This window comes from Terriglobia bacterium (assembly GCA_035712365.1).
Lineage (GTDB): Bacteria > Acidobacteriota > Terriglobia > UBA7540 > UBA7540 > SCRD01.
The window spans coordinates 1-24381 of sequence record DASTAW010000032.1 but is presented as its reverse complement, the minus strand read 5'-3'; the positions used below and the strand labels follow the sequence as shown (position 1 = coordinate 24381).

The following is a 24381-nucleotide window of genomic DNA, read 5'->3' as shown; positions in this document are numbered from 1 at the left end:
TCATCCTCTCTTAGCTAGTGAGAGGTCCTACAAACAAGCACTAGCGAGCGCCTAAGCCTCAGCACCCTCGCTACAGTTACTTTCAATTTGCATGGATCACCTCCTTTCTAGCGTAATTTGATACTAAGAGGCTCTCGCGGCTGAGTCAAGAAAAAATCTAAGTTGATCAAGGAAAATATCAGGGGGAATTCCAGCCGGCCCAGGCCCGCCAGCGAAGAACGATCAAATCGAGAAACATGAGGGCGGAATCACGAAGAAAATGGACCTTGGTGGCGGGATTATCATTCCAGCGAACGGGGACCTCGACGATCTTCCCGCCAAAGCGCTGAATGAGGAAAAGGACCTCGGGGTCAAAACCGAACCGCTCGACCCGTTGCAATTCAAAAGCCCGCCGTGTCGTGTCCCTGCGGAAGAGCTTCAGGCCGCACTGCGTGTCGTGGATCTTCAGGCCGGTAAACAGCCGCACAAGCACGTTGAAGAACCGGCCGGCATATTCGCGGCGCCACGGCTGGTGGACCCCGACCAGGCTCCGGTCAAGGGCGCGCGAACCTATGGCGGCATCGGCCGTTTGAGATTCAAGCGCGGCAAGGAGTTTGTCTGCTTCTTTGATTGGCGCCGAGAGATCGGCATCGGTGAACAGCACAAGCCTGCCGCGCGATTCCAGCACGCCACGCCGGACGCTGAATCCTTTGCCCCGGTTGGTCTCATTGCGAAGCACACGGGTCCCCGGCCGAAGGGTTTGAAACTGTCTGAAGAGGTCCCACGTACCGTCGCGCGAGCCGTCGTCCACCAGCACCACCTCGACTTCGAAGGGCAGTGCCGAGCAGTATTCTTGCACTTCGGCAAGGGTCTTCCCTACCCGCAACGCCTCATTGTAAGCGGGAACCACAATGCTCAGGTACGGATCAGACATAGGGGCAGGCTAAAGTCCGTCTGCTATGCAGTTCACAATGGAAATCCAGATTCAATCGCTCCGAATCGCGTCCACGCCGATGCCTTCGAGACTGCGCGCCAGAACGGCCGCTGCCGCTAGGCCATACTTTCCGGCCAGGCCTGCTTGCCCACCAGCGGTACAAACTGGCAGGGATCGAGGTCCCGAACAAGTAGTTTATCGGCATGTTTTGAAATCACCTGAAGTGTCTGCAATTGCAGCGTTCCAACGGGAATCACCAGCCGGCCTCCCTCGGCCAGGTGGCTGATAAGCACCTGGGGAACCGCCGGTGCGGCAGCGGTCACGATAATGGCTGCGTAAGGCGCTCCCTCCGGGTAGCCCACGCTCCCGTCCTCGGGTATGACCCGCACGTTGAGATACCCCAGGTCTCGCAGGCGCTGCCATGCCGAATCAGCCAGGCTGCGAATGCGCTCCAGGGTAATCACCTCGGCCCCCAGGTGCGCCAGAATGGCAGCCTGGTAACCGGAGCCTGTCCCGATTTCAAGCACCTTCTCTCCGGGATTGAGCTGCGCAGCCTCCGTCATCGCTGCCACCATGTAGGGCTGCGAAATCGTCTGTGCCTCCCCGATCACGATGGGGCGGTCCTCATAAGCAGCCTGCTGAAATGGCAGAGGCACAAACGCATGGCGGGGCACTTCTTGCATGGCCTGCAGAACACGCTCATCGTGAATTCCCCGGCGGCGCAGTTGCCATTCGATCATGGCGCGGCGCTCGGATTCAAAATCGGTGTTGCTCATGGATATTTGAGGCACAAGTTCTCGCGCAGGCATCCTGATTACTATCATGAACGCCTAACGGGCCTGCGTCGAGGGGTATTTTCAGCCCATCGGGCCCAAAGGTTATAATTGAAAGGAATAGTTCAAAGACCATGAACGGTGACAAATATTCCCGGCAGGTCCTGTTCAATCCCGTTGGGGAAGCGGGACAGAAGAGGCTGCTGGCAGCCAAAGCCGTGATCATTGGTTGCGGCGCGCTCGGAACGGGCCAGGCCAATGCCTTAGTTCGGGCGGGGGTTGGCGTTGTGCGCATCGTAGACCGCGATTACGTTGAAGAGAGCAACTTGCAACGCCAGTCTCTGTTTGATGAGAACGATGCACGCGCAAGTCTACCCAAAGCCATTGCCGCGGAACGCAAGCTGAAACAGATCAATTCCGACATCCGGACGGAGGGCGTGGTCGCTGACGCCACCAGCCGGAACATCGAGGGTATGGTGCGAGGATTTGACGTCATTCTGGATGGCACCGATAACTTTGAAACCCGCTACCTGTTGAACGACGTGTCCGTCAAACTGGGGATTCCGTGGATTTACGGAGCAGTAGTGGCAAGCTCAGCCGTTACCATGACCATCCTGCCGGGCCAGGGTCCGTGTCTATCCTGTGTGTTCCCTGACGCGCCCGCGGGATTACACGAAACCTGCGACACAGTTGGAGTGATTGGTCCGGCGGCAGCATGGACCTCCGCCATCCAGGTAACAGAAGCGCTCAAAATCCTGCTGGGACGCCAGCAGGAATTGCACGGGACGCTTTTCGGATTTGACATCTGGCACAACCGCATGCAGCAGGTCAGGCCGAAGCGCGATCCCGATTGCAAGACCTGCGGGCAAAGGATTTTCACCTATCTGGATGAAGGTGAACCGCTCCCCGCGGTGCTCTGCGGCAGGGATGCCGTCCAAATTCGCCATCGCGATTCCCGACGGCTCGACCTGGCCTTGCTGAAAGCCCGCCTGAAACAGTTTGGGACCGTGCGGGCCAATGATTTTCTGCTGAAGTTCTCTTTCGACGGCTATGACTTGACCGTCTTTCCGGACGGGCGCGCCATCATCAAGGGAACCCAGGACCCGGCCGTGGCGCGCGGCATCTACGCAAAGTACATCAGTTCCTGACGGAAACCAGCCGGCCCTTCAGGATCTCAGTAACTGCTTACCAGGAGCGTCGAGGCTATCGCGAACTCAGGTCGAATTCCGCGACGCCAGCGCGCGCCACCACAAGCTGCCGGTTCAATTGAAACTTGAGCTCCGTGCCGCGGGGCAGCGTAAGGTCCGGACCGCGGCGAGTAAAAGTGTCCGCCAGGCCGGCCGCCCCGCCGATGACGCCGCCCACCAAGGTCCCGTGAAGGCCGCCGAGCATCGTGCCAAGAAGCCCGCCGCCGCCAATGCCTATGCCGATTTCCTTGAGGTCGCGCATCACGGCGTTGGGCCCGCGCACAACCCCTTCAGGGCTTGCGATGCGGGCGCCCGGCGCGCCGTACTCCTCGAGCAGCACGGCGTTCACAGTAAAAGTCTGCCCGTTTGGGAAAGCCAGCGTCTCTGGGACCAGCAGAATCTCCCCCACGCCCCTGATGCGCCCCGGGCGGCTGAGACTGCCGATCCGCCCACGAATGGTGGCGCCTGCGGGAACAATCTGGGCGCCGTTGACGACAAGGGGCTCGGCCAGCGCGGCGGCAAACAACTGCCCCTGGAGGTTTGTTGCTGTGGACAATGTTTCGGAAAGTCTGCAATTCAGGACCGTGCCGGGCGGTACGGTCAAATCTGCCGCCAGGACTGCCCATGCACTTAGAATGATAAGGGAAACCACCAGCGCAGCGCGCGTGACCATGAGTTCACCTCCGCAGAAAGTTTCATGGCCGGACTCTGGCGCTGTGTCCAGCGGGTTTTCGGGATTGCAAAGAGGATTCAGCCTGCGGAGCTCAGCACCAATCTCCGGCTGCATGGCCGGGGTTTGGCTCAGGTCCCCGCGTCAAACGTCGCCCACCACTACTGCGGCCCCTCCGACCGCGAAGCCATCTGGTGGCCATCGCTCTTCGGTGTACTAATATAGCCGGAGATGAAATCCTTGTCCACTTTATTGACAACCAGCTCGCAAAAGGATTGCGAACGGCCGGTGCTGAAAAAGATGGGCTCGTCAATGGTCCGGTGGTCTTTCTGTACCCACACATCGTCAACCAGAAGGGCCACGGTAAAGCGGTGATGCTTCTTGTTGGTCTTCTTCAAATCCAGGCCGATGCTGGCCAGATGAATGGGCTTGTGACGGACCAGCGTGAACTCGTAGTAATCGCGCTCGCCCAGTTTCCGCAGGGCGTCAATCTCATCGTGGTTGCGCGCAATCAGCGTCCCGAATCTCGTACGGGTCATGCCATAGCTGTTGACCAGTTCGGCCACGTTCTGCTTGGTCTTGTCCAGGTCAGTCTTGGTATTCGAAACGTCCGCAGTGAGCGCGCCAAGCTGCTGCGCGTCAGCCTTTAACGCAAGCTGATGCTTAAGATCTTGGACTTGCTGCGCGTGCTCTGTCTGGAGCTTGGCAACCATGTCGCGCGCCCGGCGAAGCTCGCCCCCCTGCGCGCCCAGGTGCCGTGAGGCCTCGTCCAACTCCACTTTCAACGCTCCAAGCTGCTCCTGATTCGCATGTTCAAGGGCCATCAGTCTGGCCGAAAGCTGGCTGTTAAAATCGTTGGTAAGGTCCTGGCGGGTTTTGGCGTCCTGGGTCCGAATAGTCTTGCCCATCCCGGCAACGCGGCTGATGGAATAGATTTCAGCGACCAGGAGCACCGCCAGCGCGACCAGGATGATCTTCATCCAGGTGTTGATGCCTCGACCAGCAAAGGTGCCTTCCTGAGCGCTGCCCTCAACAGGCACGTCATCAATCGCCATAGTACTGCCTCCTTGACTTACAAAAAAACGCTTGTTAATCCGCAGACTCGGATGCCTGAGGTTCCGCAATTGAGATTCCAGCCTTGGCGCCCTTACGTAATAACACCCAAACAGGAGTCTTCTCGCCGGGACCCGTGAGGCAGGATCCAGCGATCAACGTGAATTTCTTACGTGTCGGATGTAAAAAGTGCAGTCCAACGGGGATGATTTTTCAGAAAAAATGAAGGAAAACACCTTGGGGAATTCGTTGATGGCGGTCTGGTTGCCTTGATCGCCGCCGTTCTTGTTAGCTGTGCTGTCGCTTCGATTCTCGGGTTTTGCCTTTGTGCTTTCGGACCCAGCCCGCCTTGTTCACCTGGCGAGCTCTGCCGACGGCCAGCGATTCCTCCGGAACGTCTTCGGTGATGGTAGAACCAGCCGCCACGTACGAACCCTTGCCTATCTTGACGGGCGCGACCAGCATGCTCCCGCTGCCAATAAATACCCCATCTTCGATCTCAATCGGGTTCTTCTTCTCACCATCATAGTTGCAGGTTACGGTCCCGGCGCCGATATTCACCTGCTCGCCCAGCGTGGCGTCTCCCAGGTAGGTGAGATGCCAGGCGCGAGTTCCGCGCCCCACGCGCGACTTCTTGACCTCAACAAAATTGCCGATGCGGGCGCCGTCGCTGATCACCGCGCTGTCGCGGAGATGGGCAAAGGGCCCGAGGACCACGTCTGAACCAATCTCGCAGCCAGTAACAAACGTATTGGGACGCACCAGCACCCGGTCGCGCAATAAGGAATCGGCGAGCGTCGAATGCACCCGGATGGTGCAGCACCTCCCGATTCGCGTATTGCCCAGCAGGCTTACGCCGGGCTCGATCACCGTGTCGGTCCCAACTTCCACGGCGGAATCAATGTACGTCGATTGTGGATCGACGATGGTAACCCCGCCACGCATCAGGGCCTCAGCTTTTTGCAGCCTCAGGATGCGCTCCACTTGCGCAAGCTCAACCCGGTCATTCACGCCCAGGACTTCTCGCGCATCGGCGATGGGAAACGCCACAACCTTTTTACGCCGCCGGTTGAAAATGCTGACAAGGTCCGTCAAAAGGTATTCTTTTTGCGCGTTCTTGTCGGAGAGCTTGTCGAGGTATCTCAGCAATTCAGTCCTCGAAAAGCAGAGGATGCCGGAACTCACTTCCCTGATTTTGCGCTGGGCGGGAGAGCAAATCTTCTCTTCGACGATAGCGCGTACGGCGGCGCCGCCAGACCGGACAATCCTCCCGTATCCGCCTGGACTCGCGGGACGCATGGTCAGCACGGAAGCCGCCGCCCGCGCTCTCTGATGGGCGGCAACCAGGTCGCGCAGAGTTTGCGTCTGCAGAAGCGGCACGTCGCCCACAATCACCACAACCGCGGGACCCTTGCACTTTTCGAGTTGAGGACGCGCCACCATCAGCGCATGGCCGGTCCCTCGCTGCTTCTTCTGTTCCACAAACTGGAGCCCTGGCCGGGCCAGTGTTTCACGAACTGCAGCCGCATCGTGACCCACCACCATCAGGACCGTTTCCGGCCCCGCCGCGAGCGCGGCACTCACTATGTAGTCCCCGAGAGGGCGGCCCGCCAGCATGTGGATGAGCTTGGAACGCTCTGACTTAAAGCGAGTCGATTTACCTGCGGCGAGGATAACGATCGAGAAGTCCCGATTGGCCATTCGAAGGTTCCACGTCCCTCCTCGCAGCCGAGGGCGGACGTTCCAGGGTTCCGCATCCGGCCCTTGTTCGGCCGGGAGGCGAAATTACGTTTTAACTCGACAAAGAACTGCGGCGCAGCAAATACCTGCGGACCTCATCCCTCGCCCATCCATGCGCCCCAGGCTTTCAGGCTTTCCACGTTGTCACACACAGCTTTGAAGGCGGCCGTCAGCGGCACGGCAAGGATCAGTCCCGCCGCACCCCAAAGCCATCCCCAGAACATCATCGCCATGGTCACGGTCAAAGCGTTCAGGCTGACCTGATGGCCAACGAACTTGGGGGTCAGGACGTTGATGGCCAGGAAATGCACCACCAGGACGATGGCGCCAATCACGATAAAGGGCGTTGTTGAAGTATATTGTCCGAGCGCCATCATCATCGGCGGCGCCATCCCCAGGGCAACCCCCAGGTAAGGGACCATGCTGAGGAAAGCAGCGAGCGGCCCGATCAGCAGCGCAAAATGGAGCCCCATCAGAGAAAAGGCGGGAGTGATGAGCGCAGCCGCCACTAGCGCCACCAGAATGTTTCCCATCACGTACCGACGGATCATGTGGCCGATCCCGTGAATAACGGTTTCAGCCTGCTGCCGGTGCCTCGCCGAAAACAGGTTGAGGGTTCCCTGCCAGATGTGGCCTTTGGCCGTGAGCATGAAAAAAACCAGGAAGGGGACGAACATCACCGTCACAATAAACGTGTAAACCGACCCGATGCCCCGCAGCAGATACTGTCCCCAGTGGGACTCCTGCTGCAGCCGGATGGTGGGAAGGTTGGATTGTGGCTCCGCAGGAAGCGGGACCATTCCGGAAGCCAGCTTCTCAACGTTTCTCACCGCGTCCTGAAGGCTCGCAAACACGTGCCTGAGCGGCGCCCCATAGGTGGGGAATTCCTGGATGAACTGGATCACCCGGTCATAGATGCCGTATATAACCAGGTAAAGCAGGCCGATGGAGCCCGCCAGCATGATCAGCGCCCCCACCCAGCGCGGGATGTGAATCCGCTCCAGAAAACGGACAGCCGGCTCCAGCACAAAGGCAATCAGAATGGCGCAGATCAGCGTGATGATGATCGAGCTTGCGAAATTGATGCACGCGATCACGATGGCCACGGCGATGATGCGCCCGCTCGCTGTGGCAATCCTGGTGGGTGGGGCAGCTTCGAATTTCGTCTCAAGCGTCGGCATGACTCGTGAATGATTTTAACTTGGCAGGCCCCAAAATTCCATACCCGCAGTCCGTCCGGCGCTGATGATCGAGCCGTGCTGACTGACCCTCATCAGGCGCCACAGTGGCTGCATCCAACCGCCCTTACCCGTCCGCCCGAAGGTTTGAATTTGAGGGCCGTCCGGTTATAATGAGCAACACGACTATGGCCACCGATAATTCATGGCTGGATAACCGTCCTCCGCGGCTTGGCGACCTGATTGACGACCACTGCCCGCGCTGCAAGCGCCTGATGAACCACGCCATCGCAAGCTTTGTGGGCGACAGGGTGGCAAAGGTCATCTGCCAGACCTGCTACTCCGAGCATCCTTACCTGGAAGGAAAGGAAAAGAAGAAAGCGCCCAAAGCGACTGCCTTCGACCAGGTGCTGGCCAAGGTCTCTCCCTCCGCGAGTCCTGCGGAGGCCCCGGCCGCCAATAATCCAAAGACCGAGTCCGGCGCCCGGCCTCTGATTCGCCATAAGGCTAAACCTGCGGCGAAAAAATGAGATCAGCGCGGGTCCCGTCCTAAAATTTCCACCTCGTGGTCGGAGCGCATGCGGTAACGGACCCCGCTCCATTCAATCGTCCGAACGAATCCCGCTACCACAAAATTCCAAAGCATTACCCAGGGAACCAGCAGCGTCATTTGCCAGTACCGCTTTCCGTACCTGGCCAGAAATTCGCGCTCTTCCGGAAAAATCTCGCCGGCCACAGCTTCACGAATCTTCCCTTTTGCCATTCCCAAGGCGAGAATGACTGCAAGCAGGGCGGCAACTGCAATGCGTTCCCACCCAGCGGCCGCCGGCGTAAGCAGCACAAGAAAACCACAAACGAAGGCCAGCGAGTAAAGCAAATGGGCCGCCAGCCCCATCGCCCACAACCGCGGAGCGTAGACCCGCGTGATGATGAGCTGTCGATTGGCCCAGCGCAGGAACTCCGCTAAAGAAGAATCCTGGCGCGAAGCCACCAGACAGCGCGGCTCAAACCGAATTCTGCCGCCTGCATCCTGGACCGCACGGCCGAGGCAATAGTCGTCGCTGACCGTTGAGGTCCAGTATCGCTCGCGCACGTGTAGGCGGCCAAAGTCTTCCGCGCGGATGGCCATCGAGCCGCCCCAGGGAAAACTGCTGTCGTGCTCTCCCATAAGGGTTGCGATGGAGGTATCCCAGGCAGCGCGCAGTTGTGAGACGAAGGTCTGACCCGGCAGATACCAGCGGAAACCTGTAGTGACCGTCACATTACTGTTGGCCAGTGGCGCCACCAGCGACCGCAGCCACGTCGAGCCGGGCCGTGCGTCCGCGTCGGCAAAAACCAGGACCTCAGCCCCGGAATCGATCGCATCCAGCCCGCGCAACAAATTATGCACTTTTTGCCCTTGCGCCTGAGCAAGTCCCGCCACCACCAGCGATGCCTTGCAGGGAGCACCAGAGCCAGGCGCTGCTTCCGTTATCAGCGCGCTCAAAGTCCCACAGGCAGGGTCACTTTCGTCGCTCACCACCAGCACCAAATCGTATTGCGGATATTTTTGTGTCATAAAGGCGGCGATATTTTCCTTAAGCGATGCGTTCTCTCCCGTTACCGGAATCACCACGCCCGCCTTCGGCGCAAAGTCTCCAATCGGCTGCGCCCGGCATCGCCGCACGTAGCGCCGAAATCGCAACCCCTCACGCAGCGACGTTGCACTTTGCGCCAGGAGCAGAAGTCCCAGGATGGTGAAAATGATGAACGCCGTGCCCATGGAAGAGTTTCGAGTCTAGCACAACTCTACATTCCACCCCGGAGCCCGCCGGTGAACCGATTTCCGGATCGGCCACGTCCCGCCTGCACCAGGTCGAGGCGTCCGGTCAGCCTCGGCAACAGATATTGCTTGACAGCCGGGCTGGGGGCGCCCTACTATATCGTTTGACGATATAGCGGACGAGGATATATTCAGGATGAGCACGAACGAACACCCGAGGACAGCCCGGAACCGTTCGGAAACCAGCTCGCCGCTCACGCCGGCGGTCTTCTACATTCTCATTGCGCTGGCTGACGGCGATCGGCACGGATACGCCATCATGCAGGAGGTCAGCAACAGAAGCGGAGGAACGGTGCGCCTTGGACCTGGCACCCTTTACGGCGCCATCAGCCGACTGCTTAGAGACGGACTGATCGAGGAATCGGAAGAGCGCCCCGACCCCGAAATGGATGACAGCCGGCGCCGGTACTATCGCCTGACCGGCCAGGGCGGACGCGCGCTGGCGGCGGAAGCCAAAAGGCTCGAAGATCTTGCCCGCCTTGCGCGATCAACCCGAACCGTTCGCAAGCTGAAAAATGCTTAAGGAGGCTTATGGCGGTTCTTACCCTAAACGAAAGGTTCGTGGAGCGTCTCTACGGACGCTTACTGCTACTTTACCCGCCTGATTTCCGGGTTCGTTTCGGTCCGGAGATGCTCCAGATTTTTGACGACGCTTATGCTCTCCATCTGCGGGACGGCACACTCAGCAAACGGTTCGCGTTTTGGTTTCGCATACTCTATGACTTTGCTCGATCGCTCGGCAAAGAATGGGGTGAAGCGCTGGCCACAACTGAGAGAGTCGCTTCCTCGGCCGTTACACTCGCGGAATCGCTTGTCATCCCTGCCGCAATCTGCGGAATTCTGATCCTAGCAGGTTTTACTACTGCAATTCTCACCCGCAGGGCATTGCCTCGGGGATTTGCGAGTCCTGTCGCGGAATGGCAGGGCACGGTCTTTGCCCTTGAAGCCGGCGCTGTTGTCATGCTGGGGCTGGGAGTTGTCAGCCTGCTCGGAGCTTACCTGATGGCCCGAAGACGGAGGGCCAGCGGCGTTTGGATCAAACTTTAGCTGTCACGAACTCACATTGATTCCTGTATGACTCAGACGGTGTGAGTCTGTGCGCGCGGAGGTGTGTCCTATGCGACCAGGCGTAAAACGATGGATCAGTTCTGCGGCCAAGATAGGTCTCCCGGCCATATTAGTGCTGGTCATTGCAGGAATGATTTATGAAAAGGTCGGCGAGCGGAAGGACCGGGGGCGCTACCCGCAGATTGGTCGGTCCGTGGATATTGGCGGCCGCACGCTTAATATTTACTGCTCAGGGGAAGGCGGTCCGACGGTCGTATCCGATACCTTCGGGCACGCGGCCGGTTACAGTTGGTCCGCCGTTCAACGCGAAGTGGCGAAGTTCTCTGGCGCCTGCTGGTACGACCGTGCGGCCTATGGATGGAGTGAACCGGCCCCAATCCCGCGCACTTTTAAGGATGTCGTCGAAGACCTCCATGCGCTCCTTCATGACGCAGGCGTTCCCCCGCCCTACGTGCTGGTTGGCGCTGGCGACGCAGCGTCGCACCTTCGCGTTTATCACGGGCTGTATCCTAGCGAAGTCGCCGGCGTTGTCATGCTGAACGCCAACGGAGTGGACGATCCCCGTGCGGCCGCTCTATACCCCGAGAACGCCAAAGGCGGATGGGCAAGAGAATTCGGGTCGTTCGCGCCTCGCGTCCGAGCCGCCGCATGCACAGTTTTTCCACTCTTGGCCAGGAGCGGTTTGAACCGCTTGTTGACTAAGTCCCAAAAACCGCGCAGAACGACAAGCTTCGGCCTGACGCCGGCGGAACAGACGGAGCTCGATTTTCTCTCCGACAATCCCACCGCCGTGCAAGGCAGCGAATTGTGCGCTCGGGAAAAGAGCATGCAGCAGGTGGAGGCGGCGGGGAGTCTGGGTGCCATTCCGCTGCTCGTGCTTGCACCTGAATACGATTTCCCTGAGAAGGATTCCGTCCCGGGTTCGACCGAGGCAGCGTGGAACAAATACCAGCGGGAACAGGTCCAGCCAGGATTGGCACGTCTGTCAACGCAAGGCAAGCTGATGATTGAAAACCATCCATTGACGGCGGCGATGATTGTTGATGCGGTCCGCCAGGTGGTCACAGAAGTCCGCGCGACCCACCAGAAATAAATAGATGATTTGCCGTCCCCCTATTCCCCGTATTCGTCTCTTTTGCGCTTTGCCCCTGCGCCGAAACCACCAATGATAAAGATGAACGTGTTCGTATGGCAGGTCTCGAGTCTAGCACAGCTTCGGATTTCGCTTTGTCCCCAGTCAAGGGGCCGCTCTGCAACCGGAAGCGGCCTTTTGGTCTACGTCTGCTGCTCCCGCGCAATGAGCGGGAAAGGCTCTCGGACAGTGGCCGAGCGGCGTATCACACGCATTCTTCCGCGCCCGCGTTCTGCTAAGATAGGAATGCCCATCGGGCTGTGAAAAGCGCGCATGTTTTCCCGCCACAAACAGATGATCGGGGTCCTCTACCTGCTGGCTGACACTGTGCTTGCGCTCGGCAGTTTTGCGCTGGCCTATTGGGTTCGCGCGCGCTTCATTACGCCACAGCCGCTCTATCAGGATTCAAATTACCTGTGGATCATTCCGTATGCCGTCATCCTTTGGATTGTTGTCGGCGTTGTAACGGGCAGCTATCGCGAAATCCAGGAAGAAAACCTCCTGCGGACTTTCTGGGACCCCATCAAGGCGGCTTTCCTCGGCACCGCGCTGTTGTTCGCCACCATCTTCGCTTTCAAACTGGTTTACATCAGCCGCCTGTTGCTTGCGCTCTATGCGGTCATCCTTCTGGTGGCCATGGTTGCGTTTCGGTTGGCGGCACGGTGGCTTGGAGACCCGCTCCGGCGCAATTTTGGCGGCTACCGCGAATTTCTCCTTGTGGGCGACTGGCCAGGCGTGGCTGAAATTGCAAAGGCCATCGAAGCCAATGAAAAACGCGGCATGCGAATTTTCGGATTTGCGCGCATTGGACCGGCGGCTGCAAATTCCCAGCCCGCCTGCGGCCTGCGCAGGCAGTACCCGGTCTACTCGCTTGGGCAGTTGCCCGAACTCGTCCGCCGGCATGTGATTGACGAAGTCGTTTTCGCCGCCGCCAAGGGCGACATGGAAAGGATTGAAGACGCTTTCCGGCTTTGCGAAGAGGAAGGCGTGAAGACGCGTGTGCTGCTCAACTTTTTCCCGCACGTCATCTCGCGGGTTTACCTCGATCGCCTGGAAGAAATGCCGCTGCTCACCTTCACCACCACGCCCGAAAACGAGTATCTGTTGCTGCTAAAGCGCGCCATCGATTTCGCCATGGCCCTGGTGCTGTTGATGATCCTTTCGCCGCTGCTGCTGCTGCTCGCCGCCATCATCCGGTTGACATCCTCGGGACCGGTTTTTTATCGGCAAGTGCGCTGTGGGCTGGGAGGAAGGAAATTCACGGTTTACAAGTTCCGCTCGATGCACGCCGGCGCCGACCTGCGGCGCGAAGAACTCGCCGCGTTAAACGAAGCCGACGGTCCGGTGTTCAAAATCCGGAATGACCCGCGGCGCACCGCCGTCGGCCGCCTGATGCGCAAGTTCTCGCTCGACGAGCTGCCGCAGCTTCTCAACATTCTGAAAGGCGACATGTCGTTTGTGGGGCCGCGCCCGCCGCTGCCCGAGGAAGTGGAAAGATACGCCGGCTGGCAGCGCCGCCGTCTGCGCATGCAGCCCGGCCTCACCTGCCTGTGGGCGCTCGAAGGGCGCAATCAGTTGAACTTCCGCCGCTGGATGGAACTCGACATGGAGTACATCGACAACTGGTCGCCGGGCCTGGACCTCAAAATCCTGCTGAAAACCATCCCCGTTGTTCTCCTGGGCCGCGGCGCAAGCTGACTGTTTGATTCGCGGGTGCAAATACAAGGCAGGACTACCGTCCGTACAAGTGTTTGAGTTGCAGGGCCTGCGAGCGCCCGGCATATTGCGCCGCCGGCGCCTATTGCGGCACTCGCGCTGCACGCGCCGCCGTGCTCCAGCCCGGCTGGATTACAGTCCCGGCCTTGAGCGCCTTGCACAGCAGGTTAATGCTCAACTCTCTTGGGAGAGCTCTGAGTAAGATAAATCGGGAGCCTGTCCAGCTCACGATCAAGCATGCCTTTCAGCACTTCGTCCCGGACGTCAAAGAAGATCTTCGCCGCGTTTTTCGGCGACCCCTTCGCCCGCCGCGCAACGATCCCGCTTGCGAGGATTGCGGAAACCACATCCAGCACATGTTTCTCTTCCATTCGCACCTTCCGGTGATGATTTTGGCTGCCTCCCTCCCGGTTAGGCTGCGGCGCGTCCGGCATTGCCCTGGTGCTTGAGCATTTGACTCGAGCCCCACGAGCCACCGCACACGGAGAGTACCTCAAATGGCCGAAATCTGCAATCGGATGTGTAGGCTGCGTTGGTGGCCTGGCAGGGCCGTAGGCCCAGGTGGGCTAAGTGGGTTGTTTATCAATGGCATGGCGAATAGGGCAGGGGATCGCCGAAGGGACAGCGACCGATTTTCTGCTCGCTTTCCCTACCCCATCACGAGGTCAAAACCCGCGGCTTCGGCAAATGCCCGGAAGTCCCGGTCGCGTGTAATGAGAGACATGCCCCGATCGATGCAGGCCTGAGCGATCAGCGCGTCGCCAAGGCGCGCCTTGCGGCGCTTCGCCAGCACCAACGCCCGCAGCGCACCAGCTCTTTCCCAGTAACCAGATCGGATTTCAACCAGCGGAACTTCGGCGAGGGTCCTCGAAACACTTGTGGGAAGTTTGGGGTCGCTTAACAGCTCCGTCAGCACAACAGGCACCATCACGACCTGCCGGTCCCCGAGCGCCTTGTCAAGCAACTGGACATCTTTGCCCCTGATGCCTTCGAGATAAGCAATCCAGGTGCTCGTGTCGGCGGCAATCATCGGTCGGTCTTCAGTTCCGCCAGGCTTTGGGAGAACCGCACCTTGCCCCGGAGCCTGCGCAGGTTAGCATAGGTTTCCGACGCCGCCACAAGTTCGAGGCCGGCACGGACGGTTTGAGTGACGCCCGAGCCGCTAGCCTTTTGCGCCTTCTTCAGCAGATCTGGCGGCACTTCCACGGTGATTTTACGAGCAGTTTCCATACGCCTGATTTTACCATATTGGACACCAGCATTGAATAAGGTATCCAATCACCCACTGCATAAGACCGCTGGCATGGCACTACTTCAATCGCTCAGCGCCGTTTCATAGGCCTTGAGCAGCTCGCGTTTTTCGATGTCCCAGTTCAGACCCTCTTCGATGCGCTGGCGGGCGCGGGCGCCAAGCGTGCGGCGCAGCTCTCCGGAGTCGAGCAGCTTGATCATCTGCCGCGCGAAATCCGTTGGATCGTTGGGCCGGGCGTAGAGCGCGGCATCACCTGCCGAGCGGCGGCCCTCGGTGAGGTCATAGAGCACCACCGGCAGGCTAAACGCCATATACTCGAGGATTTTGTTCATAGTGGACTTGTCGTTCATGGGATTCTTCGGATCGGGCGCCACGCCCAAATCGGCGGTTGAAAGATAGGCCCACATCTCGGCGTCGGGCACCCGTCCGGTGAAAGTGACGCAGGAATCCAGCCCTTTCTCCGTGGTCAGCGCTTTCAACCTGGGCGTCTCAGGACCTCTGCCAATCAGCGCAAACGAGACATCATCGCGGCCGGCGTCCCGGACGATGTAGCGGATCGACTCCAGCAGCAAATCGAGGCCGTCCTGCGGGCCCATCACGCCCACGTAGACCACCATCAACGGCTTGCCGTTTTTCAACTCGGGCCGTGGCGGACCAATGCAAATGTTTTTAAGGTCGGGACAACTTTTGACGACGAAGGCCCGCTCCGGGCCCATGCCGCCGCGGGTGAGGGCAATCTCGCGATAAGACTCGTTGGTGGCAATGGAAACAGTCGCCGTGCGATAAGTCAGCCGCTCCGCGAGGCACACGAAACGATAGAACAAACCGCGACGGCCGAACTTGGCCTCATAGAGTTCCGGGTTCAGGTCGTGGTGGTCAAAGATAAACCGCACGCCGAAAAGTCGGAAGAAAAGTGCGATCAGAAAGATAGTGTCCGGCGGGTTGGCGGCGTGGATGATGCGGAAGCGCGTCCGGCGGTAAGCCTTCAGCGCCAGGCGGAATTCCGAAGCCAGAGCGACGGCGTATTCCCAAAAGTACCCGAGCGGTCCTGACGCCTCCCAGAGTTTGTGCCGGTAGATTTCAATGCCTTCGCACACTTCGTAAGTCTGCTCAAAGCCGCGCCCGGTGGGACACACCACCGACACGTGATAACCGGCTTCGGCAAGCGTGCGCGCCTCCTGCCACATGCGCCGATCGACGGGCACCGTCAGGTTTTCAATGATGATGCAAACGGCAGGGGCGGAAGGTTCGTTCATACGTTAGCGAATAGCGAGTCGCGAGTAGCGAATAGGTGCGCGTTGTGCCGAGCCCCGCCTAGCGCCGACCTGTGCGGGCGTCTAGCGCACGTATCAATCCCCGGAGCATTTTCCCGACATCCGAGCAGCGCCGGAGGACCGGGCCACTTTCCCCATCGTCCAGAAACCCGACCCGGGCTGACAAGAGCAAATGCGTCTCCAGCTCTTTCAACGAGCCTTGAGCAACTCTGAGAAATTGGATGAAGTACGCGCGACCCTCCCGGCCATGGCCCTCGGCAATGTTGGCAGGAACCGACGAGGCAGAACGGCGGATTTGGGAAACAATACCGAACACCTCCGTCTTGGGAAATCGTTGCGTCAGCTTGTAACATTCAACCGTCAAATCCATAGCTTGCTCCGATACCTTCAAATCTCGGTAAGACTTGATGGTTGACTTCTCCGCGGGCAGTCCAGCAGAGGAAGTATTTGTCCCACGATTGCCGTTGCTCATTTTTCCCCTATTCGCCATTCGCTACCGACGATTCACTCTTCCTTTCATCCACAGCTCAAAATTCACCAGCGCCCAGATCTGCTTCTGGCGATCGCGGACGCCGTCGAAATGCTCGCGCACAAAGGTTTCCATATTGCCAGCATTAAAGTATTCCCGCGAACGCGCGTCGCGCGAGAGCAGCAGGTCAGCCACAAAGGAATTGAGCGTTTTCCTGAACCATTCGCCGACGGGCACGGTGAAACCCACCTTGCGCCGCCGCAATGTTTCCGGCGGCAGATAAGGGCTGAGCGCCTGCCGCAGCAGCACCTTGGTGCGGAATCCCTGTGTGAGCAATCGCCCGGGAATGCGCGCGGCAAGCTCCACCAGCTTGTGATCGAGAAACGGCACGCGCTCCTCGATGGAAGCCGCCATGGTCATCTGATCGCCGCGCAGCAGCAGATTATCGGGCAGCCAGATTTTGAGATCGGCATACAACATGCGCTTCAGCGGCGGCCGCTCGCGCACATGCTCGAGATATTGCGCAAAAACCCGGGCCGGGCGCGCCTGGTCAACCTGCGCCAGAAAGTCCGGCGAGAAGAGCGCCTCTCGCTCCAGCCGGGAAAAAGACGCGAACCAGGTGGCCGAACGTTCCGCCTCATCCGGAATTGAAAGCGCCTCGAGCGCCAGCTTCGCCCTGCGCTGGCGAAAAGGCAGCCAGCGGGAAATTGTGCCGGTGACCTCCTGCGGAAAGGCCGAGACCAGCCCGGCCAGCCGGTCTGCCGCGTATTTCGGATAACCCGCGAAAAGCTCGTCGCTGCCCTCGCCGGCCAGCACCACCTTGACGGTTTCGGCGGCTTTCAGCGACATTCTGTAGAGGGCAACATCGGTCGGCTCTGCTACGGGCTCGTCGCGGAAGGCAATCAGCCGCGGAAGCTCGTCCGTCAGGTCGCGCGCCCGCAGCACCACCTCGGTGTGTTCGGTTGAAAAGCGCTCCGCGACCCGCCGCGCGTAGGGCAGCTCGCTGAATTCCTTCTCTTCAAACCCAACCGAAAACGTCCGCAGCGGCTGCACGCCCAGGTGCGACATCATGGCCACAATGGCCGTGGAGTCGACGCCCCCGCTCAGAAAGACTCCCAGCGGAACGTCGGCAATCAGGCGCAGCCGGACGGAGTCCCGCAGGGTCTCCAGCACCTCGCCGGCATACTCCTCCGCCGCCAGCGGCTTTTCGTCCTCGCCCGGCAGGTCCCAATAGCATTCCTGGCGGACGCCGTTCGAGTCCGCGATTAAAAAATGGCCGGGCAGCAGTTTGCTGACGTCGCGATAAAAAGTGTTCGGCGCGGGCACATATCGAAAGCCGAAAAAATCATAAACGGATTGTGGATCGATTTCGAGCGGCCGCGTTGCAAGCTCGCGCAAGGCACGCAACTCCGAGGCGAAGGCCAGGCGGCCGGGCTCGCTCAAACAGTAAAGCGGCTTGATGCCAATCCGGTCGCGGGCCAGCATCAGGCGGCGTTGGCGGCGGTCCCACAGCGCAAAGGCAAACATCCCGCGCAGGTGCTCCAGCAGGCCGGTCCCGTGCTCCTCGTAGAGATGCAGAATGACTTCTGTGTCCGTCGCGGTGCGAAACTGGTGACGGCCTTCAAGTTGCCGGCGCAACTCGCGATGGTTGTAGACTTCGCCGTTGTAGGTGATCCAGAGGCTGCCGTCCTCGTTCGACAGCGGCTGGTGTCCGCCGGGAAGATCGATGATGCTCAGCCGCCGGTTCGCGATGCCGAGATCTCCGTCCAGGTAAAATCCTTCGTCGTCCGGCCCGCGATGCGCCATCGAATCCGCCGCGCGTTTCAACTGGGCGTGCTCGGCCGGCTCACCCGTTCCGAAATTGAATACCCCGCAAATTCCACACATTCTGGATTTCAGGACTAAAGATCGAATCTCAAATCGGGCCGGTCGGAGCGCCGGGCCTCGCGTCTCGGGATGGGTGCGATCGCGCAGCCCCGCCGAATCCGGTCAATCCTTCAAGATAGCGCCCATCGCCAGTGGCCCGCCACCGTCGAGGAGAAACCACGCCGCTTTGAAGACGATCAGGAGTCAGGTGGAAAGGCCCGCGTCGCCCGCCCGCCGATCTCCGTCGCGCCGTGTCGACCCATTCCTATGAACAGAGAGCTACAGCGCAACCCAGGCGCGGCGATCAGCGGCGTCTCGAGCCATCAGGCAGACGCGGGTGATGGAAAACGAATCCTCGGGCGACACCAAGGGCTCGCCTGCCCCCCGCAGGGCGCCAATAAATTTGGAGAACAGGTCCTCGGCGGGCGGCAGCGGGAGATCTCCCACGGCGCCTTTCGAACTGATCAGATTCACCCTGTTCCCAACCTCGAACGCTTCCAGCACTCCTTCGCGTCCCGCAATCCGCAGGCGGGAATCTCCGTGGGAGGGCGCGTTCTCCGGTCGAAGAAAATCCAGATTGCAGACGGCAGTGCCGCCATTCGAGAGCTCGAACAGCAGGCCGGCGTGATCCTCGCAGCCAGGATATTGGGGATGGGCTTTATTTCCTTCCCAGGCAGCCACGCGCGTATAGTCCTGCCCGGAAACCCACCGCATGTAATCCAGCGCATGAATGCCGACCCAGCCGATGGTGCCGCCATAAGTCGTTCGCTCTCTGTAATACCAGGGCCGGCGATCTCCCCAAATGTAGGATTTCTGTCCGGAGACGAGCACCGGTTCCCCAATCGCGCCGCTGCGCACGGCTTTGCGGGCCGCCTGGAAGATGGGCATTCCTCGCATGTCGAGCATGGTGTTGTAGTGTACGCCGCTCGAGCGAACCGCCTGCTCGAGGCGGGCGAGGTCCTCGATCGTCGTGGCCGCGGGCTTCTCCGAAAGCACGTTGATGCCCCGACGGCACGCTTCGACCGCGGCTTCTGCGTTCTGGTAGAACGGCAGGCAAACTCCTACCACATCAAGTTTTTCTTTTTCGAGCATTTCAAGGTAATGCTCGTAAACGCGGAGCTTCTGTGTCCAGGCGCGCTGCTTTCTGATCCACGCCGCGTCCTCACCGGGCTCGCCCTTGGCGTACGCGGTCCACTCTACATTTTTCAGGCGGGGAATGCTGTTGAGCAGAATGTCGTAGTGTCCGTCCCTGCCGATCAGCCCGGTTCGGATGAAGCGGCCATCCGGGATATTCATCTGAGCGTTAGCCTGCGACGTTGCCAGGGACAGAGACGCGGTTGCCGCGGACTGAAGAAACCGGCGGCGACTGACGGAAGTTGATTCACTCACAGACGATGGCCCTCCATCCCAGTTTCTAGATTCGGATGCTCGTTGCAGCGTACCCGATAGCGGGCCGTTCCATCAACCAGTCTTGCCCAACCGGTCGCGGCGGCGGGGAGAGCAGTACACATGCGTCGGATTGACGGCAGTCTTCGAGGCGGCGGATACTGCGAGGTCACCTTTCGCAAATTTCCGCCGGATCACTTCCGGGTGAACCGGCAAATGACGTTGCCATCGCCCATCCCAGCCTCAGAACGACCGACAACACCTGCGCCCGAGCGTCAGGTTAACTCGACAATGCCTCATTGCGTAACCAAATAACTCTGCAAACATCCAATAGAAGTGCCGATGGATTGCCAGTGGAGCGCTCAAGTTGCGTAGAACGCGAGAAATCGGGATGGCCGCTGTTTTGATCTGTTCTGCAATTCTACTCGTAACTTGCTCAGCCCATCGAAAGCCCACCACCGTCGAAAGGGCGCTTGCCAACTCCCTCAAGGACGTGGTAATTCCGATCGAGGCCAAAAATCTAAAAAACCCCGTCCCGTCAACCCCAGAATCAATCCAGAGAGGTTCGGAAACTTTCCAGCGATCCTGCGCGCTCTGCCACTCGACCGACGGTCACGCCGATAGCGAACTCGGAACGGCGATGTACCCGCCTGCCATGGACCTGACCTCGCCGCACGTGCAGCATTGGTCGGAAGCGGACCTCTTCTGGATTATTCAAAACGGTGTGGGCCTCACCGGGATGCCTTCCTGGAAATCGATCCTGACTACGGAACAGACGTGGGAACTGGTGAACTTTATCAAGGCGCTGCCGGAAATCGGGCCCGGCCTCGAAACCCAGATAGCCTCCAGCCAAGAGCCGTCACATAAAACGCACGCGCAACTGATCGCGTACGGGAAAACACTCTACCGGCAGGAAGGCTGCTTCGGGTGCCACAAGCTCGACGGCCAGGGCGGCACGATCGGTCCCGATCTCAGCATCGAGGGCACGCGCGGCCGCTCATCGGAATGGCTGGTCGGACACTTCAAGGACCCGCCCAAATTTACTCCGGGATCGGTAATGCCATCGTTCAAGAATTTAACTCCGGAACAGCTAGAGGCGCTCACCGTGTTCCTTATAAGCCAGAAAGGATCCTAGGCGAGCATGATGTTGTTTTTCGATTCAATTCCGGGAAAGGCTACAGCAAGTACCTGATCAGATTCCGACAGCGGCGGTCCTATCGTTGCTGCCGAGAAAAGATGCCGGATTAACCGGCTCGAAGGAGGAAGAAATGGAAGAGGGTATGAAGAAAGTGGCGTTAGTCGCCGTGGCCATTATGGTCATGGCTACTTTTTCTTTTGCGCAGGGCCAACACGGAAAAACATTCAAGGGCGAGGTCATGGACAGCATGTGCGCCTCGATGGGCGGCCACGCTCCTGGAGGGTACGAGGCAACCCATACTCACACCCCCAAAGACTGCACTCTGGCATGTGTCAAGGCCGGCAGCAAGTTTGTTCTTTACAATTCTGCAAAAAAGACGGCTTTGGAGCTCAGTGATCAAGAGAAGGCGCGTGAATTCGCCGGCCAGAAGGTGACGGTCACGGGAACATACGACAAAGCCACCAAGACCATTCAGGTTAGCAATATAGAAGCCGCTTCCTAACACGGCCAATGAGGAGTTCGTCGGTTATCGCACACATCGCAGCGCTTGCGATGTGTGCGGTCCGGCAACCGTCGTGGAATTATTGAATCGCGGAGGAAATCATGGTTGATCAGGCCACTTGGCCAATCTTTATGACGAAATTGAAAAACCGGAAGGAAGTGGCTGAGCGGACGATGGCTTTCCAGTTCGAGAAACCGGGCGACTGGACTTTCAAGGCAGGCCAGTTTATTGACATCACTCTGCCCAATCCGCCGGAAACTGACGCTGAAGGCAACACGCGCGGTTTTTCTATCGCGAGTGCGCCGCAGGAAGACTTCTTGATGGTAACGACCCGTCTTCGCGACACCGCCTTTAAACGATCACTGAAGACGGTGCCGCTGGGCACCGAAGTCAAGGTAGAGGGCCCCTTCGGCAGCCTGACACTGCATAACGATACATCGAGGCCCTGCGTGTTGCTGGCGGGAGGAATTGGCATCACGCCCTTCAGGAGCATCGTGGTTCGCGCTGCAAAGGAAAAGCTGGCGCACCGCATTTTCCTTTTTTATTCCAACCGGAGGCCAGAGGATGCAGCCTTTCTCGAGGAAATGCAAGCCCTTCAGAAAGAGAATCCCAATTTTCATCTGATCGCCACGATGACCGATATGGAAAAATCTCACCGAGGCTGGCAGGGTGAAAAGGGCCTCATCGACAAGGAGATGCTCTCGAGACATTTGAAGGGGGTCGAGAACGCCATCTATTACATCGCTGGCCCGGCGGCCATGGTCAACGGCCTCCACAAGGTGCTGAATGCCGCTGGCATCGATGATGATGACATCAGGATCGAGGAGTTCACAGGGTATTGAAGGCGCGTGCCGTGCTTCTTCAAGACCTTGTAGCCGCATGCGGCTAACCCGACAGGAGGATTCGAATGGGTATGAAGACAACCGAGGGCTGGACGCTTCAGACGGGCCACATAGGTCTGAACGTCACCAACCTTGGGCGCTCCAGGAAGTTTTACCAGGACATTTTCGGTTTCAAGGTCATGCTTGAATCGGAGGCGGAGAATCGCAAATTTGCCTTCCTGGGCGATGGGCACAACATCGTTCTGACGTTGTGGCAGCAAAGCGATGGACGGTTCGGCGGCCACAAGCCTGGGCTTCATCACCTGTCGTTCCAGCTTGCTTCAATCGATGAAGTTAAGCAGGCGGAACAGAAGCTTCGTGCTTTGAAGGTAAAGTTGTTGTATGACGGCATCGTCCCGCACTCCGAAGGGATGGATTCCGGCGGAGTGTTTTTCGAAGATCCGGATGGGATCCGTCTTGAGATTTACAGTCCTACCGGCGCGGGAGACAGGCCGGCTCCGGTCGCGGGCGCTCCCACCTGAGGGTTCTTTTAAGCTTCTCCTGGACGGAGAAGAAAGGGGGAGTTTGTGATCGAGTCCATCTACCATTGCGGTGAACTGGCAGTTCAGGCACGGGCTGGAGTCAGCGAGCAGGCGCAGCACATCGGCACGAGCATTCGCTCGGACATGCCGAACATCGCCCGGGAGTTTCTGCAAAGCCAGCGAATGGTGGTTCTGGCAACGCCGGACTCGACGGGACGGGTATGGGTATCGGCGTTGTGCGGACCTCCAGGTTTTATACAAGCAACCGACAGTCAAACCGTGAAGATTCGCAGCACGACTGTGCCTGGCGGCCCACTTGACGAAATTCTTAAGCATCGGCCCGAGGTCGGGTTAATTGCAGTCGAGTTTTCCACCCGTCGCAGAATGAAAGTCAAAGGTCATTCTGAACGTGCGAGCGATGGCACGTTGATCATCCATGCAGCGCGAGTTTACTCGCAGTGTACGAAGTATATCCAGGCCCGCGAGACAATTGACAAACCGGCTGAAGCTGCGGGGGCGAAGCCGGGGGTTCAGTCAGAATCTCTTACGCCTGGCCAGCAGAAATGGATTGCCGACGCGGATACGTTTTTCGTCGGAAGCTTTCATCCTGAGACTGGCGCCGATGCTTCCCATCGCGGCGGCAATCCGGGATTCGTTAAGGTGATGAGCAGTGAGACCCTGGTCTTCCCAAACTACTGGGGAAACAGCATGCTCAACACTCTGGGCAATGTCACGGTGGATTCCCACGCAGGACTCCTCTTCATCGATTTTGATACAGGCTCTACGCTCCAAATTACAGGAACCGCCTGCGTGATCTGGGATCCGAATCGAGTTGCGGAGTTTCCTGGGGCAAATCAGCTTGTCGAGTACCGGGCAACCCGAGTCATCGAAACGCCTAACGCGATTCCTCTCCGATGGCGCTTCGTGGCATATTCCTCGGCAAATCCGAGCTAACAGAGGCGGGCAAGAAAGCGAATCCTGCACTTCGGAGGGCGTGGCTATGCCAATGAATTATGCTTACGTAGCGATTTCGGAATCAGACATCCCGAAGGCCTCCTCGCCTGCTTTCCAGCATCTGCTCGATATCTATGGCAGCGAAACCAACAAAGTGGTCTCAGTCTGGCGTGAGTTCACTCCGGACGATATGCCGTATCGGCCGCATCCACGCGCCAGCGCAGTGGAAGAGATCATGAAGCACCAACTGCTATCGGAACGTCGATTTTTCGGCGAGTTCCTTGGCGTGCCCGAACCTCCGCCGGCGGAGATCCTTCCCCAAGGTCACTCTCCAGAAGAATATGCCCGTCGGATGTATGCGTTGGCATTTCCGAGGCTGGCATTCTTCGCTGCGCAGAACGAAAGGTGGTGGCTGGAGCGCGTGACGTTCTTTGACGTTGTGCGCGAGCGAATCTGGATCTTTTGGCGGAGAGTGCTCCACACCACGCATCATCGTACGCAATTGGCCGTCTATCTTCGCCTGCTCAACCGATCTGTGCCGCCGACTTACGGGCCTACGGCAGATGTCACCTGGAAAGGAGCCGACCCGACGCTCAACGAAGAGGCTGCAGGGCGTAAGTGACCGAGGGTTGCTAAATCGACATGGTGGTGTCTAACGTGATGGTTTGCGCCACCCGCGGCGCAAACCGCCTTGCCAAATCTCAAAGTGGACAGAAGGTTTCGGGACTTCTTCGATCTGAGTCGTCAAGTCGTGAGGCGGAATTGCCTTCGTCGGCAACACATTTGCTCGTGGCAATGAGTATTCTCATAAATGAAGGGAGCATGACAATGATTGAGTTGAAGCGGGTCTATGAAGGACGATCAAGCACTGACGGAAAGCGCCTCCTAATTGAGCGATTGTGGCCGCGCGGGATCAAGAAGGCCG

General features: G+C 58.9%; 27 protein-coding genes. 13 read left to right on the top strand and 14 right to left on the bottom strand.

From position 1 onward, the window contains the following. Positions 1 to 178 precede the first annotated feature (178 nt). Both VFQ24_09285 and VFQ24_09280 read right to left on the bottom strand, forming a co-directional pair. The gene (locus tag VFQ24_09285; GenBank protein ID HET9178534.1) at positions 179 to 913 is read right to left on the bottom strand and encodes a dolichyl-phosphate beta-glucosyltransferase; all 735 of its coding nucleotides are present in this window, start codon (positions 911 to 913) and stop codon (positions 179 to 181) included. A 116-nt stretch (positions 914 to 1029) separates the two neighbouring features. Beyond that, positions 1030 to 1689, bottom strand: a complete 660-nt coding sequence (locus tag VFQ24_09280) for a protein-L-isoaspartate(D-aspartate) O-methyltransferase (protein ID HET9178533.1) — start codon at positions 1687 to 1689, stop codon at positions 1030 to 1032. A 131-nt stretch (positions 1690 to 1820) separates the two neighbouring features. Between VFQ24_09280 and VFQ24_09275 the strand changes: the two genes are divergently transcribed. Next, positions 1821 to 2834 carry a ThiF family adenylyltransferase gene (locus VFQ24_09275; GenBank protein ID HET9178532.1) on the top strand — a complete coding sequence of 338 codons (1014 nt, stop codon included), beginning with the start codon at positions 1821 to 1823 and terminating at the stop codon, positions 2832 to 2834. Between the two features lie 55 nt (positions 2835 to 2889). Here the strand turns inward: VFQ24_09275 and VFQ24_09270 are convergent, their stop codons facing one another. The 4 genes from VFQ24_09270 to VFQ24_09255 form a co-directional block, all read right to left on the bottom strand. Continuing rightward, positions 2890 to 3546 carry a hypothetical protein gene (locus tag VFQ24_09270; GenBank protein ID HET9178531.1) on the bottom strand — a complete coding sequence of 219 codons (657 nt, stop codon included), beginning with the start codon at positions 3544 to 3546 and terminating at the stop codon, positions 2890 to 2892. A gap of 158 nt (positions 3547 to 3704) precedes the next feature. Next, entirely contained in the window at positions 3705 to 4598 is an 894-nt protein-coding gene (locus tag VFQ24_09265; protein ID HET9178530.1) for a hypothetical protein, read from the bottom strand. 286 nt (positions 4599 to 4884) lie between these two features. After that, positions 4885 to 6297: a bifunctional UDP-N-acetylglucosamine diphosphorylase/glucosamine-1-phosphate N-acetyltransferase GlmU gene (glmU, locus tag VFQ24_09260; GenBank protein HET9178529.1), complete on the bottom strand. Its 1413-nt coding sequence runs from the start codon at positions 6295 to 6297 to the stop codon at positions 4885 to 4887. Between the two features lie 134 nt (positions 6298 to 6431). After that, complete coding sequence (locus tag VFQ24_09255; protein ID HET9178528.1) at positions 6432 to 7517, bottom strand: AI-2E family transporter; 1086 nt, start codon at positions 7515 to 7517, stop codon at positions 6432 to 6434. A gap of 170 nt (positions 7518 to 7687) precedes the next feature. Here VFQ24_09255 and VFQ24_09250 point away from each other — a divergent pair, with 170 nt between their 5' ends. Further along, positions 7688 to 8044, top strand: a complete 357-nt coding sequence (locus tag VFQ24_09250) for a hypothetical protein (GenBank protein HET9178527.1) — start codon at positions 7688 to 7690, stop codon at positions 8042 to 8044. Between the two features lie 2 nt (positions 8045 to 8046). On the opposite strand, the gene VFQ24_09245 is transcribed toward VFQ24_09250, so the two are convergent. Beyond that, positions 8047 to 9276 carry a glycosyltransferase gene (locus VFQ24_09245; GenBank protein HET9178526.1) on the bottom strand — a complete coding sequence of 410 codons (1230 nt, stop codon included), beginning with the start codon at positions 9274 to 9276 and terminating at the stop codon, positions 8047 to 8049. Between the two features lie 196 nt (positions 9277 to 9472). Here VFQ24_09245 and VFQ24_09240 point away from each other — a divergent pair, with 196 nt between their 5' ends. The 4 genes from VFQ24_09240 to VFQ24_09225 all read left to right on the top strand — a co-directional run bounded on the left by VFQ24_09240 (position 9473) and on the right by VFQ24_09225 (position 13234). After that, positions 9473 to 9859: a PadR family transcriptional regulator gene (locus VFQ24_09240; protein ID HET9178525.1), complete on the top strand. Its 387-nt coding sequence runs from the start codon at positions 9473 to 9475 to the stop codon at positions 9857 to 9859. Between the two features lie 8 nt (positions 9860 to 9867). Further along, on the top strand, positions 9868 to 10383 hold the full coding sequence (locus VFQ24_09235) for a hypothetical protein (GenBank protein ID HET9178524.1): 516 nt from the start codon (positions 9868 to 9870) through the stop codon (positions 10381 to 10383). A 70-nt stretch (positions 10384 to 10453) separates the two neighbouring features. Beyond that, on the top strand, positions 10454 to 11497 hold the full coding sequence (locus VFQ24_09230) for an alpha/beta hydrolase (protein ID HET9178523.1): 1044 nt from the start codon (positions 10454 to 10456) through the stop codon (positions 11495 to 11497). A gap of 312 nt (positions 11498 to 11809) precedes the next feature. Then, on the top strand, positions 11810 to 13234 hold the full coding sequence (locus VFQ24_09225; protein ID HET9178522.1) for a sugar transferase: 1425 nt from the start codon (positions 11810 to 11812) through the stop codon (positions 13232 to 13234). 185 nt (positions 13235 to 13419) lie between these two features. Here the strand turns inward: VFQ24_09225 and VFQ24_09220 are convergent, their stop codons facing one another. From VFQ24_09220 to VFQ24_09190, 7 genes are all read right to left on the bottom strand, one after another. Next, positions 13420 to 13623 carry a hypothetical protein gene (locus VFQ24_09220; GenBank protein HET9178521.1) on the bottom strand — a complete coding sequence of 68 codons (204 nt, stop codon included), beginning with the start codon at positions 13621 to 13623 and terminating at the stop codon, positions 13420 to 13422. Positions 13624 to 13901: 278 nt separating this feature from the next. After that, positions 13902 to 14282 carry a PIN domain-containing protein gene (locus VFQ24_09215; GenBank protein ID HET9178520.1) on the bottom strand — a complete coding sequence of 127 codons (381 nt, stop codon included), beginning with the start codon at positions 14280 to 14282 and terminating at the stop codon, positions 13902 to 13904. Further along, positions 14279 to 14482 carry a hypothetical protein gene (locus VFQ24_09210; GenBank protein HET9178519.1) on the bottom strand — a complete coding sequence of 68 codons (204 nt, stop codon included), beginning with the start codon at positions 14480 to 14482 and terminating at the stop codon, positions 14279 to 14281. The genes VFQ24_09215 and VFQ24_09210 overlap by 4 nt, the downstream gene beginning before the upstream one ends. 84 nt (positions 14483 to 14566) lie before the next feature. Beyond that, positions 14567 to 15760 (bottom strand): glycosyltransferase family 4 protein, encoded by a 1194-nt coding sequence (locus tag VFQ24_09205; protein HET9178518.1) that lies wholly within the window; start codon positions 15758 to 15760, stop codon positions 14567 to 14569. Between the two features lie 58 nt (positions 15761 to 15818). Then, on the bottom strand, positions 15819 to 16250 hold the full coding sequence (locus VFQ24_09200) for a four helix bundle protein (GenBank protein ID HET9178517.1): 432 nt from the start codon (positions 16248 to 16250) through the stop codon (positions 15819 to 15821). Between the two features lie 21 nt (positions 16251 to 16271). Continuing rightward, a complete protein-coding gene (gene asnB, locus VFQ24_09195; GenBank protein ID HET9178516.1) occupies positions 16272 to 18134 on the bottom strand; it encodes an asparagine synthase (glutamine-hydrolyzing) in 1863 nt (620 codons plus the stop codon). Positions 18135 to 18392: 258 nt separating this feature from the next. Continuing rightward, the gene (locus tag VFQ24_09190; GenBank protein HET9178515.1) at positions 18393 to 19502 is read right to left on the bottom strand and encodes a Gfo/Idh/MocA family oxidoreductase; all 1110 of its coding nucleotides are present in this window, start codon (positions 19500 to 19502) and stop codon (positions 18393 to 18395) included. A gap of 364 nt (positions 19503 to 19866) precedes the next feature. On the opposite strand from VFQ24_09190, the gene VFQ24_09185 reads away from it, so the two are divergent. The 7 genes from VFQ24_09185 to VFQ24_09155 all read left to right on the top strand — a co-directional run. Next, complete coding sequence (locus VFQ24_09185; protein HET9178514.1) at positions 19867 to 20634, top strand: c-type cytochrome; 768 nt, start codon at positions 19867 to 19869, stop codon at positions 20632 to 20634. 133 nt (positions 20635 to 20767) lie between these two features. Next, positions 20768 to 21139 carry a hypothetical protein gene (locus VFQ24_09180; GenBank protein ID HET9178513.1) on the top strand — a complete coding sequence of 124 codons (372 nt, stop codon included), beginning with the start codon at positions 20768 to 20770 and terminating at the stop codon, positions 21137 to 21139. A gap of 101 nt (positions 21140 to 21240) precedes the next feature. Continuing rightward, positions 21241 to 21981, top strand: a complete 741-nt coding sequence (locus VFQ24_09175; GenBank protein ID HET9178512.1) for an FAD-dependent oxidoreductase — start codon at positions 21241 to 21243, stop codon at positions 21979 to 21981. A 71-nt stretch (positions 21982 to 22052) separates the two neighbouring features. After that, complete coding sequence (locus tag VFQ24_09170) at positions 22053 to 22502, top strand: VOC family protein (GenBank protein ID HET9178511.1); 450 nt, start codon at positions 22053 to 22055, stop codon at positions 22500 to 22502. 45 nt (positions 22503 to 22547) lie between these two features. Then, entirely contained in the window at positions 22548 to 23456 is a 909-nt protein-coding gene (locus tag VFQ24_09165) for a pyridoxamine 5'-phosphate oxidase family protein (GenBank protein HET9178510.1), read from the top strand. 46 nt (positions 23457 to 23502) lie between these two features. Next, positions 23503 to 24078, top strand: a complete 576-nt coding sequence (locus VFQ24_09160; protein ID HET9178509.1) for a DinB family protein — start codon at positions 23503 to 23505, stop codon at positions 24076 to 24078. A 200-nt stretch (positions 24079 to 24278) separates the two neighbouring features. Continuing rightward, positions 24279 to 24381: DUF488 family protein (locus tag VFQ24_09155; GenBank protein HET9178508.1), on the top strand; the 103-nt coding region annotated here is incomplete at its 3' end.